The following is a 13,624-nucleotide window of genomic DNA, read 5'->3' as shown; positions in this document are numbered from 1 at the left end:
TTTAGTGGAGAAGAAAAAATTGCTGAAAATTCTCCAGATCACTTTCGGCTCCGACTGTGACTCGTGTAACATATTGTCATGGAAACTATCACTCGCACCGACAGACTCATCCTCATCCCGCTGTCCGCCGCAAATACCGAAGAGACCCACAAGGTCTACAGCGACGGACGTATCTGGAGCCACCGCCCCAACGGGCGCTTTGCCGATATCCGCACCACCCGCGCACTCGCACAAGCATCCTCCCAGTCGTGGGACGCCCACCACTTCGGGCCTTGGGCCGCCTATTTGCGCCACAACCCTTCGGAATTCGTCGGCGTCGGTGGTGCCATCTTCGTCGAAGAGGCAAACTTCTGGGACATCAAATACCGCCTGCGCCCCGCCCATTGGGGCGCAGGTTTTGCCACCGAGATCACCTCGGCAGCGGTTAAGTGCATCCGCCAAGTGGACCCTGACTCACCGATCACGGCCCGCGTTACGACAAACCACCCGGCGTCCATCCGGGTCATCGAAAAGCAAGGGCTCCAACAGGTATGGGAAGGGCGCCGCATAGGCACCGAGGACAACCCCGAGGAACCAGACGTACGTGTCTACTCCGACCGCGAGCTCTCCCCCGAGACACTGGAATTCATCCAACAGCGCCCTTAGTCCCAGTTCGCTGCGGCAACTACCGCTGGGTCAACATCCAAGCCTGTCCACGATAGGTCCAGCTGACCCAGCGCTTCTTCTTGTTGTGCATCAACCGCCTTGGCTTTGTACAACTCCAACAGGGCCAAAAAACGCCCCACTACCTGCATAGAAACCGTACAGTCGCGGGTTAGTGCACCAAAGCTGGTCCATTGACCTGCGCCGAGTAGCTTGAGTGTTTCCAAAATCTTGCCGGCCTGCTCTGGTACCGATACTGCTACGGCGTGCACGTGACCGGTTGCCACCCCCTCCGGCGGCTTGGGACGGAACACGCCCGCCGCTAGCTCGGCAAAACTGGCCGGCGTATGGCCGAGCGAAACTGGAGGCAAAAGTTCCGCAAACTTCTCCTCGATGGAAACCGCACGCGGATAGCTGCGCTGCGCCTCGCGCTGCCACACGGCGAATTGGTCCGCTGCTTGCTTATAAGCCTTGTACTGCAACAGACGGGCAAAAAGGAGGTCGCGCGACTCCAGCAGTTCCAAGTCTTCAATATCGTCGACATCACCGCGCGGCAGAAGCCGCGCTGCCTTCAAATCCAAAAGCGTGGCTGCCACCAATAAAAAATCAGTGGTCTCATCCAGATCAGCAGATGCGCCCAACTGGCGTGTATACGCCACAAATTCGTCCGTTACTTCTGACAGCGCAACCTCCGTCACGTCCATCTTCTTGGACTGAATAAGCTGCAATAGCAGGTCAAAAGGGCCTTCAAAATTTCGCAGTGCAATGCGAAAGCCCGTAATCTCCGGCTGGGTCACGATACCTTAAACGGTCGAGCGCTCGATGACCTCTTTGGCCAAGTTCCGGTACTGCTGTGCGGCCGGGGAGCTGGGTGCCCAGGTAGTAATCGGCTCTCCGGCTACCGAAGTCTCTGGGAATCGAACGGTCCGGGTAATGACTGTGTCAAAGACCTTATCGCCAAAGTAATCCACCACTCGGGACATCACTTCCCGGGCGTGCTTGGTCCGGCGATCAAACATGGTCACTAGGATTCCCATGACCTCAAGGTCAAAGTTAATGCGATCAGAAACCTTCTCCACGGTATCGGTCAACAGCGCCAAACCGCGCAGGGAGAAGAACTCGCACTCCATAGGGATGATCACACCCTGTGAGCAAGCAAGGGCGTTGACGGTAAGCAAGCCCAAGGAGGGCTGGCAGTCAATAATGATGAAGTCATAATCGCGGCGCACCGGACGTAGCGCACGGGCAAGGGTGTGCTCGCGACCGACTTCATTGACCATCTGAATTTCCGCGGCGGAAAGGTCGATATTCGCCGGCACCAGATCCAAGCCCGGTACCCCGGTGTGCTGGATAGCGGAATGAATAGAGGTGTGACTATCGAGCATCACGTCATAGATAGTGTCCTCGATATCGTCATGTGTGAGCCCGAGACCCGCCGAAAGCGCGCCCTGGGGGTCAAGGTCAACCAAGAGGACTTTACGGCCGTATTCCGCCAAGCAAGCACCCATATTGATGGTTGAGGTGGTTTTACCTACGCCACCCTTTTGGTTACACATCGAAATGATGGTGGCCGGCCCATGCTTTTCCAAGGGTGCGGGTTCCGGTAACTCACGGATAGGACGACCGGTCAGCCCCACCTCTACGTCAGAGGCAGAAAATAGACCCTCTTCGCTCACAGTCACACCTGCTTCCTTGACGCCAAGTCCGGACCATGACACTTGGCTTAGGGTTGATTACAACGTTGTCATTAAAGCGTACCCGTTACGGATTAAAAGTACCGAGACTTAGTCTATATCAAGTGTTTAGCGTTGACTGGAACGGCGTTTTCGGATTGCCACCAGAGCTATGAGCGCGATGAGTACCGCCGCAGCTGCCCCTCCAATAATCCAGCCCAAATGTGAGCCGTCGTCTTCTTCTTTGGGTTCCTTTCGCTGGCGCTCATCGAGGTTTTCCGCGGCGGATTGATAGTTAGGGTCCTGTAGGGTGACGATGAGTGCGGCCCCAGAACCGTCATTGCGAAGCAACTGCATGATAAAGGGATTATCAGGCGCCTCGCCCTCCGGATAAGTCAAGGTGAGGGTTCGAGAAGAGGCATCCACGTCACGCTCTACGCCTTGGATGATATTGCCCTCGCCATCGAGGTAACGCAGCGTGACGTCGTTTTCTTGCGTGTCCTTGAATTGCTGGTAGAGGTCAAAGGCCTGCTTGAAGCCCATCTTCGCGGTAATAGTATTGCCTTCGATCTTGGATTCAAGGTTGACGTATTCCGCGCCTTCAAGGTTGGCTTCTCCAGCAGGCTTGCGCTCCGGCTTTTCACCTGGAACAACCGGCAAGTTGCTATTTTCCTTCGACGGCGCGGGCTTGCCATCTCCGCCCTCGGCACCTTTTCCTGCTGGAGCATTATCACCTCCAGCCGGCTTATCAGAGCCCGAATCCGGCGCTGGAGCTGGGGCCGGTCCGCCTTCCGCGCCATCAATTTCTTCCTGAATGTCCTCCTGCGCAACCGACCCATCGGCTACCAGCGTCAGGGTCGCATTCATGCCTTGGGCGGAGACAGGAACCGAGACTTGGCCGCCTTCTGCTGGGGCGGTGATGGTAGCGGAGGTACCAGAGGCAGACACATTCCACCCATCGCCGGAGTAGCTGGCTTCGGCCGGCACAGGCAAGCTTACAGTCGTGGTCTGGCCGGCAGGAACCGAAATGGGAGCGGCAATAGCAGCCTCTACTTCCGGCGGCAGCTGGGCGTGTGCCACCGCTGGGAAAAACAAGGCGGTAGATAGCACCGCACCAGCTACACGAGTTGAAAACATATAGGTCCTTTCTTAGGCACGGGGATGGGCAGTGCGCCACACCTCGCGCAAGGAATCGGCAGTGACGTGAGTATATATTTGCGTTGTCGTCACCGAGGAATGTCCCAGCAATTCTTGCACGGTGCGCACATCTGCGCCGCCTTCAAGCAGGTGCGTCGCAAAAGAATGCCGCAAGGTGTGCGGAGAAATGGACTTTCCCAATTGCGCCCGCTGCGCTGCCGTCTTCAACACAGTCCATGCACTTTGACGCGATAGAGCCCCACCGCGGGTATTGAGAAACAGCGCGGGCGTCTTACCTTTGCTCAGTGCTGGACGAGCCCGCACCAAGTAGGCATCGAGAGCCTGGCGGGCATGCGAGCCCACTGGCACAATCCGCTCTTTGTCTCCCTTGCCCCGCAGGCGTATTACCTCCTGCGCGGCGGACACGTCATCAACGGTCAGGGAGATAATTTCCGAGATTCGCGCGCCGGTGCCATAGAGCATCTCCAGCAGGGCACGGTCGCGCACATCTACTGGGGTCTCAGTAGTAGTCGCTTCAATGAGGGCGGTGACCTCATCTACCGATAATGTCTCAGGCAAATGCTGCCCGGTTGACGGAGGGGTTACCTCAACCGCGACATCGACGTCCACTACGCCCTCTGACACGGCAAATTTATGCAGTCCGCGAGCAACGATGAGCGCTCGGTTGGCTGAGGCCACAGCCATGTGGGAGCGCAGGTCTTTAAGATAAGCCTCTACCATCGGTCGCGTCACCGACCGCAAATCCTCAACCCCGTTCTCCCCCAGCCAGGCAAGGTAGCGGCGGACATCGCGGCGATAGTTGCTCAAGGTATTGGCGGAAACGCCGCGCTCGACTGCTAGATGATTAAGCCACGTCTGCGCTACGTTTTCGAGCGCGCTCACAGCTGTTTTAGGTCCGCGCCCGTGCGGCGGGAGCTCATTGAGGTCGGTCGAAGGTTGAACGGCTCCTCCACACTGCGGGTTCCCTTGCCGCCGCGCAGCACCGCGTAGGCCGCTAAGATGCCGCTACAGGCGATGGAATTGACGATGTCACCGCGCAGTACCTTGTCAACGGTCTCATCGAGTCCCACCCAAGCGATTTCCATATCGGCTTCTTCGTCACCGGTAGCCTCCATCCGGGGGACGTCGGAAAGCTCCGAGGCAAGGAATACGCGAACCGCCTCCTCGCAGAAACCCGGCGAAGTCACAAGGTCCGTCAACACGGACCACGTCTGTGCGCTTAGGCCGGCCTCCTCCTGCAATTCACGCTGCGCGCCGGTCAGCTCATCCTCACCGCGGACGTCGAGCAATCCCGCCGGCAGTTCCCACAGGCGCTTTCCCACGCTGTGGCGGTACTGATACACCATCGCAATACGCTCGTCTGAGTCTACTGCCACAACGGCCACAGCACCTAGGTGCTCGACTACTTCCCGGGAGGCGGAAACACCACCGGGCATGACTACCTCGTCGCGGCGCAGGGCAATAATGGGGGCTTCAACAAGCAGCTGCGAATCAAGCACCTTGAAATCATGCGCCATGGGCTATTCCTTTCCCGGCAAGGCGGAGTCAGCAGTCTCGGTGGCGCCATAGTGACCCTGGCCACCATCCAGTTGTTCCTGGGTGGCCAGAATGACCGCAATGCGCTCTACTGCCCGTTCGGTGCCATCGACCGTAGACAGCTCCGCGTCCTGATCACGCACCTGGGCTAGCGCCTTATCATCCTGAGTCTGCTTGGTGCGCCCGCTCAACACCACGGACCCATTGACATCATCCAAACCGGTGGCAAATTCTGCCAGCGCGGTGGACGGATAGCCTCGTAGGCCACTTCCAGAGACCACGACGATAGCCTGCGCAGGCACGATGGTGCCGTCCTCGTAATCAATAAAGCCCTCGTCGCGCAGCTTATGGAGCACGTCTGCACGCTCGTCTACTGAGGCCAAAGGCTTCGTGCTCTCAGGATCCATAGACAGCGCAGTCCCCAAGACCTCACCGCTGAGGGCTCCTGCAGAATCTAAGCCTTTGATATCTGCCTTCTTGGGCGCAATATCTTTCAAGATGGGAAGCAGCTTGTCCTTAGTTTCGGAGCGTAAGAAGTCCTTGGTCAGCTTAATCTCGCCGGCCTCCGTGGCATCGGAAGACTCCAAGAGCTTCCGAATCGCGTCCACGTCTCCGCCATTGGCGTCATCGGTGGTCACGATGAGCACTGGGCGCTGTGACAATGTCCCGTCAACCATTTCCGCGCCAGAATCGGCCACCAGCTTGTCGCTGGCCTCATTCTGGGTCTGCAGAATCTTATTGTCTTGGACCACTTTCCGGTGCTCCTCGCGTATCGGATCGTCGTCCGCCATGCTGGTGGTCAAGTTCGGCGCAATCACTAGGGCGCCTAAGGCTACGCCTACCGCGGCGCCGAAGCCCAAGCCTGCTACGAGCTCAGTCTTTGCCATGGCTTATGCGCCTCCAAAGAGGCTAGACCAGGTTTCGCTAAGGTTGCTGGCAAAGTCCTGGCTGCCGCCGAAACCGACGATGAGGATGACTGCCGCAATGGCAACCAGGATTCCCAGGACTGCCCACAACCAGCCGAGGTTGGAGGAGGGCGCACTGTAGAGATTGATCACCGCATCGGCGTCTACCACCTTGGTACCGGCCTTGAGGCGGGACAGCACGGCCGAGGGGTTGGTGCGGTCAGCAAAGATATCATCGAGGTCTACCCCACCGCCGGCCTGCACGATGAGATCCGCGCCGTGGTAATCAGCAAAGAGCAGGCCTAGGTCGGTACCTGAGTGTGTTGCTGCGGGGAAAGTCATCGCGCCGATGCCGAGGTCCTGGATGCGGTCGAGGCCTTCTACCTCTCCTTCCGGGTTCGCAGGAACGATTACGCGGGCGCCGCAACGCAGAGCTTCATCGCTCACGTCATTGGGATCCCCGATAATGAAATCTGGCTTATACCCTTGGGCCAGCAAGGAATCTGCCGCCGTTCCCACTGCGATCAGCAGCGGCTCATACTCGCGAATAAAGTTGCGCAGCTGCTTGAGCTGTTCGCGGTGCCTATCGGTAGGCGAAAAGAGGACAACCTTCCGGCCGGCGATTTCGGAACCGGAAGCGGGGACGCCGAGGCCGTCGATAAGCAGCGGGCCTTCCGAGTTAATGAAATCAATGGAATTGCCAAAGAAGGATTCCATATGGTCAATCAGCGCGCCCTGCGCCGCGGTGAAGTTCTTTTCTGCTCGTTCGCGGGTTACTACGCGGCCGGTGCCGAGCGCTTTATCGCCGCTAAAGACGGTGCCGTCGTCCCCGATGCGCGCCTTTTTGCCCTCTTTGAACTCGGAAACAAAGGACTGTCCCACGCCTTCAAGGAGGGTAATGTCGGCGTCAAGCAACATGTGCGGGCCATAATTAGGGACTGTGCCGGTAGAAAATTCCGCCACGTTAATAACGGCGGAGGGCTTAAGGTCTACGAGAGTTTGAGCCTCGTGGCGAGAGATATTGGCCGCATCAATTACGGCGACATCGCCTTCACTAAATTTTTTCATCCCCTTAGCGCCTGGAGTGCAATCGCGCAGTGCAGCAGGCTGCTCGGGGTTACGGGAAAACAGAGCCATGAGCCCTATTGTGGCGTGATTATGGTTTCGAGTGGGCGAGGCGCGCGGAAGCTTCTTCCTGCGCGCGGTCAAAAAGCTCCTGTGCGTGCGCGCGCCCGGTCTCGGTATCGTCCAACCCCGCCAGCATGCGGGCCAATTCCTCTACGCGCTCCTCCTGTGAAAGCTCGGCCACACCAGAGGTAAATTTCTCCTTCGATACATGCAGGTGCGCATCCGCGTACGCTGCGACCTGTGGCAGGTGCGTTACCACAATCACTTGGTTATGCACCGCCAAGCGCGCCAGGCGGCGGCCGATCTCTACCGCTGCGCGTCCGCCCACGCCGGCATCGACCTCATCGAAGACCAAGGTGGCGCCGTCCTCGTCTGCCAGCACGACCTCCAAGGCCAGCATGACACGGGAGAGTTCGCCGCCCGAGGCAGCAGAGGCAATCGGCTTACCATTCAACTGCAGCTCGGCCGCGTCTGCGCCGGACTTAGAATATTTCGCTTGCGTAAGCTCGACCGTCAGAGTCGAGTTGGGCATGGCCAAGCCGTGGAGCTCCTGCGTCACCTGCTCGCCTAGGGCCTTCGCCGCTTTCCGACGCCCCCTTGTCAGCTCCCCTGCCCGCTCAATCATCACCGATTCAGCGTCTTTGACCTGCTTTTTCAGCTCCTCTAGGGCTTCTGTAGAGGTATCCATAGACTCGAGCTTTGCCGCAGCCTCATTGCGCCAAGCTACGACTCCATCAATATCCCCCGCGTACTTCCTAGTTAACGTGCGCAGTTCCTGCTGCCGCTGGAGGGACCTTTCCAACAGGTGTGGATCCGCCGGCAGCCCGGCTAGATACCCACCGAGCTCGCCGGAGATATCGCCCAGTTGCGACGAGATCTCGCCGAGCCGTTCGCCCAAGGCCGCCAGTTCCTTATCGGTGGATCCCGCCAATGCAGAAACCGCCCGGCCTAGCAGGGCCGAGGCGGCCTCTTCCAGTTCCTCGGTACCATCGATGGAAGCCAACGCGATTTCCGCGGACTCGCGCAGCCCATCGACGTCTTGCAGCTTGCGAACCAGCTGCACCAGTTCCTCGTCCTCGCCGGGTTCTGGGGCGATGCCATCGATCTCATCGACGGCGAATTGCAGGCGATCAACCTCCTGCGCCAACTCGCGGCGCTGCTCCGTACGCCGCTTATAGTCCTTGGCGAGGCTGCGCCACTCTTTGAAGGCCTCGGTATAGCGCTCCCGCACGCCCGCCAACTTCGGATCCGCACGGTCTACCGCGCCCAGTTGTTCTTCGGGCGCGAGCAAACGCAGCTGATCATTTTGCCCGTGGACCGTTATCAGCTCGCGCGCGAACTTGCCCAGGGTTGCAGCCGGTACTGCGCGGCCGCCTAAATAGGCCCGCGATCTTCCCGCGGCGGAGACTGTGCGCGAAACAATATATTCTCCGTTTTCGTCGGGCTCTCCGCCTACCGAATCCACCAACTCACGGATCGAGTCCTTTGCGGAAGAAAAATGCCCCTCCACTGCGGCCTTTTTCGCGCCATCGCGCACCCGGGAGGCGTCCGCGCGACCACCGGCTAAGAGCCTTAAACCAGTAACCACCATGGTCTTACCCGCACCGGTTTCACCGGTAAGCACAGTAAGGCCCGCGGATAGTTCCGCAGAGCTCTGGCTAATAACACCCAGATCATTGATGGAAATATCGACGAGCACTACTTCTCCTTCGGCCCGCGCCACCCTTCTACGGGCAGGCGCAGCTTCGAGACTAAACGGTCAGTAAAAGGTTGGTCATCCAAGCGTACCCATCGCACCGGACGCGCGCCTCGCACTACTTCCACACGTGCCCCTGGTGGCATTGCGAGCTCACGGAAACCGTCCAAAATCACGGTCGCCGGTGTCGTACGCATAGTTGATTCAACGGCCACTAAAGAATTGGGAGATACAACCAATGGCTTGGTAAACAGCGCATGCGCGTTATTCGGTACTACCAAAATCGCATCGAGGGAGGGCCACAGCACTGGGCCGCCAGCCGAAAACGCATAGGCAGTCGACCCAGTAGGCGTGGAAATTAGCACCCCATCGCAACCAAAGGACGACACCGGTCTGCGGTCAACTTCCAAGATTGCATCTAGCACGCCGGATCGGTTTTGGTTTTCTACCGAAGCCTCATTCAAAGCCCAGCTGCGGTTAAGAAGGGTCCCTTCCTCATCAAAGATAGTGACATCGATGGTGAGTCGATCCTCAATACGGTACCTCTTATCTATGACCCGCACTAGGGCCTGATCTAGGGATTCGACCTCCCACTCGGCCAGAAACCCCACGTGGCCTAGATTGATGCCCAACACCGGAATATCTACGGCACGCGCCATGTCGGCGGCACGGAGGAAGGTTCCATCGCCGCCTAAAACCAACACCAATTCGCACCCTGCGGCCGCATCTTCGGTGTGAGGTACATGCTTTAATCCCGGCAGTACCTTTTCGTCCGCGCACACTCGAACAGTAATTCCCGCACTTTGTAGGAGTTCTGCCGCACGCGACGTAGCCTCCAAGTTCTGCTGACGGTTGGCATGAGGCACCAACAGGATCTCACGTGTCATTGCGGGCCTCCCTCGACTGCGCGGTCAATCATTTCTTCCACTCTAGCCAGATCTGTTGGCTGACCGTCCTTTTTCAGCCACAGGAAGTACTCCACATTGCCGCTTGGCCCAGGCAGCGGGGATGCAACAGCCCCATGCATGCTAAGCCCCAGGGACAACGCAAATTCAGCGACTTCCCTAGTAACTTCTTTACGCAACTCCGGCGAACGAACCACTCCACCGCTTCCGAGGCGCTCTTTGCCCACTTCAAATTGCGGCTTCACCATAGGCAACAACCAAGCGCCGTCCTTCAGACAATCCACAATGGCCGGCAATACCAAGCGGAGGGAAATAAAGGACAAGTCGCCTACCATGCCGTCGCAGGGGCCGTCGGTAAGCTCCAGCGTTAAATTCCGGATATTCGTACGGTCTAAAACGGTTACGCGATCATCGTTTTGCAGGCGCCATAACAGCTGCCCATAGCCTACGTCGACAGACAGCACTTCCTGCGCACCGTGTTCAAGGCACACGTCCGTAAAGCCACCGGTAGAAGCGCCGGCATCGAGGATGCGGCCGTTCATGTCGACGTCGAACGCCGCCAAGGCGCCCAAAAGCTTGTGAGCGCCACGTGAAGCCCACTTGTCTTCTTCGGCTTCCTCTACCTTGATGGAAACCTCGGGCTCTACAATCGACGCCGGCTTGTGCGCCTTGAAGCCACCAACCGTGACACGGCCCGACTTAATCATCTCCCGTGCCTGCTCACGTGACCGCGCAATCTTTCGGCGCACCAACTCCGCATCTAACCTACGACGTTGAGGGGGCATTAATTCTCCTGCAATGCATCGCGCAACACATTGTGAGCGCGATCAAGCTGATCTACTTCAGCGGCCAAGTCCGCTGCGTCTTCTCCAAGGATCTCTGCTACTTCCGCATCGATCTCTGCCGGCTCCTTGACGGCTCGAAAGTCGTGCGGCTTTACCGCCATTGCGCAACCACCTTTTCCGCACGTTCGCTACGCGGCTGAATATAGCGCGGCGGCGACGGCATGGCCCATGCAACTTCCAACACGGTGCGCAATGCCTGAACGGAGGTAGACTTTTCGTCGCCGCCCTCGAGCAGAAGGTCATGGCCATCGCACCGCGCCGTAAATCCACCCTGGGCTCCGGGACGAGCAACGGAGACAGGAAGGGCCAGCTCGTGCATCCCTGCGCCAACAAAGTTGGGGCGTGCCTCCACAGGTGCCTCAATCAGCTCCAACTCACCAGAAACGCCGGTGAGCACATGGAAGGTATCCATTGCAGCAGAGTTACCACCTGCAATATCAGTATCCAGACGGTCGCCCACAGCAAGTGGCTTCTTCGCGCCGATTTGCTTTGCCGCAAAAGTAAACATGGCCGGCTCAGGCTTGCCAGCAGATACCGGCTCTACCCCGGTGGCTGACTGGATGGCGGCAACCAGAGAACCATTTCCCACAGCAAGACCTCTCTCAATTGGGAGGGAGGTATCGAGATTCGAAGCAAAGAACTTGGCTCCCTGGCGAATGGCCAAGGCACCTTCAGTCAAGTGTTCCCAGCCAACCGAGCGGTCAAAGCCTTGCACTACGGCAGCAGGCTTGTCATCGGCGCTGGAGACTACCTTGAAGCCCATGTCGAGGGCCAAGTCACGGAGGGAATCGGCACCGATGACAAGCAGCTTCGCCCCAGCTGGGACCTCTTCCGCCGCTAGTTGAAGAACCGCTTGCGCAGAGGTAACGATCTGATCCTTACCCGCAGTGAGACCGATGTCCGCCAGCATCTTCGTCACTGCCTGTGGGCTGCGCGAAGCATTGTTGGTCACATACACTGCCGGCACTCCGCAGGTGTTGATGACGTCCACCACGTTAGAAAGCGGGCGACCGCCTTCCCACACGGTGCCATCGAGATCGAGAAGAAGAGCATCGTGCTTGCTTAGAACCGTCACTACTTGCACTCCTCAAGGCGCTCGGCAGCATCGGTCCAGTCGCCTTCATCAATAGAAACTGCGTGCTCAAACCAATCCCGAGCTTCTTCCTTCCGGTCCGCTTCTAGCAGAGCATTACCGTAGGCATAAGCGAGACGGCACGCGCTTACCCCGCGGGCATCGCGGTCAGGATGTGCGCGCTGAATGGTGACAACCGCGGACTCAGCTTGACCCAGGTCTAGGCGGGCGCCGGCCAAAACAATGGCCAGCTCAATCTTGGACTCTTCATCAAGTTCCGATGCTTCCTCCGAACGGCCTAGTTCGAGCGCCTTTTCCGGGCGGCCCAAGCCGCGCTCGCAATCAGCCATTACTGCGAGCATTCCGGGGCCACCGGAAATGCGGCGCGCGGCACGCAGCTCAGCCAAAGCTTCTTTCCACTCGCCGGCGCGATACGCAGCGATTCCGTTGACTTCACGGGCAATTGCGACGCGGCCAGCGCGGTCTTTAGCGGCACGCGCATGCCGCAATGCGAGCTTAGGATCATCCTCCATCCAGGTCGCAGCCATGATCATATGCTTAGCGACGGCCTCGGAGTTCTCCTTCGATAGCGACTTCAGGTCTTGCAACACCATCGGGTCTAGGTCGTTGACATCTACCTCTGCCGGGATGTCTGGGTCACTCATGCGACGGTTAATGCGTTCCTCACGGTAACCGGAGCGCTGCGGCGAAAAAGACTTCTTCTTCCGGGAACCGCCCTTAAAATCACGGCCCTTGTTATTGCGTGGCTTACGGTCACGTCCGCCCCGCCCATTGTGATTGCGCTCCGACATTCAGCCCTACCCTTTCTTGGTTGGAACTAGCACAGAAATACCCGCCCTATTCTACAACCCACAAACAAAAAGCCGGAATTTAGATCCTGACGGGCTGCCGCAGCGTTACCCGAACATTGCTCATCACAGCAATCCAAACACACGTCGTAAAAAAGCGGCTGCTACCACTAGGAACAAGTAGCGCGCCTAGAATGCCGTAGACAACGAATAGCAGGCCCCACAGCGCTTGACGACGCCATGACTTCCTCAACGCAGCCCAACAGAGAAGCACCACCGCAAACGCAATCAAAACCGCGCCGGTCGCAACGTCCCACCAGCCCTCACTGCCGCCTTCACACCAAATAGACAAGAGCAAAGAGCCCGGCAGCGCAGTGCCGATACCGAATAAGACCTTAGCTCCGGAAACATCTAGCGCCCTATCAGAAAGGAAGTCAGACACCGCTAAATCTCCTTAAGCCGCTGCGAATAATGGCTACGGTTAAATTCTTGATTCTGAGCGAATTCCCTGAGCACACCTGGCCAAGTGGGATACGCATCAATAAGGTTCTCTGCGACATTCAATAGTGGTGAAAATGCTATCTCACCCCATCTAACGCCTATGCCTACCCGTTCAGAGTATGCTGTACTGCTCAATGGGCCTAGTGCCCACTGGCTACCGGAAGCAGCATTCATCCATGTACCGCTGATAGCCAGTATTCGGGAGACCTTGTCTTCGTAGCTGTACTTGGAGTTTAAGACGTCTCGCACCGCGTCGAACGGAAATTCTTTGGCACCCTGGGTGACTTGCTCTTCCTGCTCCGGCGAGAGCTCCGCGAGCATCGCGGGAATCTCAACCGCATGAAACTCTTCCAGACGTTTTCCAAATTGCTGATGATAGCCATCGAACCACATGAGTTTCCTCCCCAACTATCGAGTGGGTAAGTGTAGCGAAGATGCAACAAAAAGTTTGCCCTTCGAAACATCATAATGAACTGACGTTCAGGGCAAACTGCCATTCAAGATAGCTTATCTACCATGTCCGATTAGGTCAGAATAGTCCTTAAGCTGGCCGCCCGAGCAATCGAGGTAAAAACACGAATGAAGCCGTAGGAGACTCCGGCACTTTGTCCGTTGTCTTCTACGGCTTCATTGTTTTTGTATTTTGTTGTTTGTTGTTGTTTGGTGTCGGCGGTGACTTACTCTCCCACAACCTCCCGGTTGCAGTACCATCAGCGTGTGCAGGCTTAGCTTCCGGGTTCGGAATGGGACCGGG

General features: G+C 57.8%; 16 protein-coding genes and 1 rRNA gene. 1 reads left to right on the top strand and 16 read right to left on the bottom strand.

The window, feature by feature from the left end:
- The first annotated feature begins 78 nt into the window (after nucleotides 1-78).
- Entirely contained in the window at nucleotides 79-645 is a 567-nt protein-coding gene (locus RAE04_RS10010) for a GNAT family N-acetyltransferase (RefSeq protein ID WP_317027260.1), read from the top strand.
- On the opposite strand, the gene RAE04_RS10005 is transcribed toward RAE04_RS10010, so the two are convergent.
- The 16 genes from RAE04_RS10005 to rrf form a co-directional block, all read right to left on the bottom strand.
- Nucleotides 642-1,439 carry a segregation and condensation protein A gene (locus RAE04_RS10005; RefSeq protein WP_317027259.1) on the bottom strand — a complete coding sequence of 266 codons (798 nt, stop codon included), beginning with the start codon at nucleotides 1,437-1,439 and terminating at the stop codon, nucleotides 642-644. The two genes, RAE04_RS10010 and RAE04_RS10005, sit on opposite strands and share 4 nt — an antisense overlap.
- Nucleotides 1,440-1,445: 6 nt before the next feature.
- Nucleotides 1,446-2,318 carry a ParA family protein gene (locus tag RAE04_RS10000; protein WP_317027296.1) on the bottom strand — a complete coding sequence of 291 codons (873 nt, stop codon included), beginning with the start codon at nucleotides 2,316-2,318 and terminating at the stop codon, nucleotides 1,446-1,448.
- 126 nt (nucleotides 2,319-2,444) lie between these two features.
- On the bottom strand, nucleotides 2,445-3,452 hold the full coding sequence (locus tag RAE04_RS09995) for a hypothetical protein (protein WP_317027258.1): 1,008 nt from the start codon (nucleotides 3,450-3,452) through the stop codon (nucleotides 2,445-2,447).
- A 12-nt stretch (nucleotides 3,453-3,464) separates the two neighbouring features.
- A complete protein-coding gene (gene xerD, locus RAE04_RS09990) occupies nucleotides 3,465-4,355 on the bottom strand; it encodes a site-specific tyrosine recombinase XerD (RefSeq protein ID WP_317027257.1) in 891 nt (296 codons plus the stop codon).
- Nucleotides 4,352-4,990 carry an NUDIX hydrolase gene (locus tag RAE04_RS09985; RefSeq protein WP_317027256.1) on the bottom strand — a complete coding sequence of 213 codons (639 nt, stop codon included), beginning with the start codon at nucleotides 4,988-4,990 and terminating at the stop codon, nucleotides 4,352-4,354. The genes xerD and RAE04_RS09985 overlap by 4 nt, the downstream gene beginning before the upstream one ends.
- A 3-nt stretch (nucleotides 4,991-4,993) precedes the next feature.
- Nucleotides 4,994-5,896 (bottom strand): copper transporter, encoded by a 903-nt coding sequence (locus RAE04_RS09980; protein ID WP_317027255.1) that lies wholly within the window; start codon nucleotides 5,894-5,896, stop codon nucleotides 4,994-4,996.
- Between the two features lie 3 nt (nucleotides 5,897-5,899).
- The gene (gene steA / locus RAE04_RS09975; RefSeq protein WP_317027254.1) at nucleotides 5,900-7,051 is read right to left on the bottom strand and encodes a putative cytokinetic ring protein SteA; all 1,152 of its coding nucleotides are present in this window, start codon (nucleotides 7,049-7,051) and stop codon (nucleotides 5,900-5,902) included.
- 19 nt (nucleotides 7,052-7,070) lie between these two features.
- On the bottom strand, nucleotides 7,071-8,741 hold the full coding sequence (recN, locus tag RAE04_RS09970; protein WP_317027253.1) for a DNA repair protein RecN: 1,671 nt from the start codon (nucleotides 8,739-8,741) through the stop codon (nucleotides 7,071-7,073).
- Entirely contained in the window at nucleotides 8,741-9,625 is an 885-nt protein-coding gene (locus RAE04_RS09965) for an NAD kinase (RefSeq protein WP_049378093.1), read from the bottom strand. Before RAE04_RS09965 ends, recN begins: the two co-directional genes overlap by 1 nt.
- On the bottom strand, nucleotides 9,622-10,428 hold the full coding sequence (locus RAE04_RS09960; protein WP_317027252.1) for a TlyA family RNA methyltransferase: 807 nt from the start codon (nucleotides 10,426-10,428) through the stop codon (nucleotides 9,622-9,624). The genes RAE04_RS09965 and RAE04_RS09960 overlap by 4 nt, the downstream gene beginning before the upstream one ends.
- Nucleotides 10,428-10,589 carry a hypothetical protein gene (locus RAE04_RS09955; RefSeq protein ID WP_005324658.1) on the bottom strand — a complete coding sequence of 54 codons (162 nt, stop codon included), beginning with the start codon at nucleotides 10,587-10,589 and terminating at the stop codon, nucleotides 10,428-10,430. The genes RAE04_RS09960 and RAE04_RS09955 overlap by 1 nt, the downstream gene beginning before the upstream one ends.
- Nucleotides 10,580-11,563 (bottom strand): HAD-IIA family hydrolase, encoded by a 984-nt coding sequence (locus RAE04_RS09950; protein ID WP_317027251.1) that lies wholly within the window; start codon nucleotides 11,561-11,563, stop codon nucleotides 10,580-10,582. The genes RAE04_RS09955 and RAE04_RS09950 overlap by 10 nt, the downstream gene beginning before the upstream one ends.
- Nucleotides 11,563-12,372 (bottom strand): hypothetical protein, encoded by an 810-nt coding sequence (locus RAE04_RS09945; RefSeq protein WP_317027250.1) that lies wholly within the window; start codon nucleotides 12,370-12,372, stop codon nucleotides 11,563-11,565. Before RAE04_RS09945 ends, RAE04_RS09950 begins: the two co-directional genes overlap by 1 nt.
- Nucleotides 12,373-12,451: 79 nt before the next feature.
- Nucleotides 12,452-12,811: a hypothetical protein gene (locus RAE04_RS09940; protein WP_317027249.1), complete on the bottom strand. Its 360-nt coding sequence runs from the start codon at nucleotides 12,809-12,811 to the stop codon at nucleotides 12,452-12,454.
- Nucleotides 12,812-12,813: 2 nt separating this feature from the next.
- Nucleotides 12,814-13,263 (bottom strand): hypothetical protein, encoded by a 450-nt coding sequence (locus tag RAE04_RS09935; RefSeq protein ID WP_317027248.1) that lies wholly within the window; start codon nucleotides 13,261-13,263, stop codon nucleotides 12,814-12,816.
- Nucleotides 13,264-13,534: 271 nt separating this feature from the next.
- A 5S ribosomal RNA gene (gene rrf, locus RAE04_RS09930) occupies nucleotides 13,535-13,624 on the bottom strand; the annotation flags it as partial.

This window comes from Corynebacterium sp. CTNIH16, assembly GCF_032821655.1.
Taxonomy (GTDB): domain Bacteria; phylum Actinomycetota; class Actinomycetes; order Mycobacteriales; family Mycobacteriaceae; genus Corynebacterium; species Corynebacterium marquesiae.
The sequence above is the reverse complement of the archived record's forward strand: the minus strand, read 5'-3'. Positions and strand labels throughout refer to the sequence as shown.

Coding starts and splice junctions, on each gene's coding strand:
- RAE04_RS09945 (WP_317027250.1), bottom strand. CDS start 12,372: ATGTCGGAGCGCAATCACAATGGGCGGGGCGGACGTGACCGTAAGCCA.
- RAE04_RS09995 (WP_317027258.1), bottom strand. CDS start 3,452: ATGTTTTCAACTCGTGTAGCTGGTGCGGTGCTATCTACCGCCTTGTTT.
- RAE04_RS09980 (WP_317027255.1), bottom strand. CDS start 5,896: ATGGCAAAGACTGAGCTCGTAGCAGGCTTGGGCTTCGGCGCCGCGGTA.
- RAE04_RS09960 (WP_317027252.1), bottom strand. CDS start 10,428: ATGCCCCCTCAACGTCGTAGGTTAGATGCGGAGTTGGTGCGCCGAAAG.
- steA (WP_317027254.1), bottom strand. CDS start 7,051: ATGGCTCTGTTTTCCCGTAACCCCGAGCAGCCTGCTGCACTGCGCGAT.
- RAE04_RS09955 (WP_005324658.1), bottom strand. CDS start 10,589: ATGGCGGTAAAGCCGCACGACTTTCGAGCCGTCAAGGAGCCGGCAGAG.
- RAE04_RS09935 (WP_317027248.1), bottom strand. CDS start 13,263: ATGTGGTTCGATGGCTATCATCAGCAATTTGGAAAACGTCTGGAAGAG.
- RAE04_RS10010 (WP_317027260.1), top strand. CDS start 79: ATGGAAACTATCACTCGCACCGACAGACTCATCCTCATCCCGCTGTCC.
- RAE04_RS09965 (WP_049378093.1), bottom strand. CDS start 9,625: ATGACACGTGAGATCCTGTTGGTGCCTCATGCCAACCGTCAGCAGAAC.
- RAE04_RS09985 (WP_317027256.1), bottom strand. CDS start 4,990: ATGGCGCATGATTTCAAGGTGCTTGATTCGCAGCTGCTTGTTGAAGCC.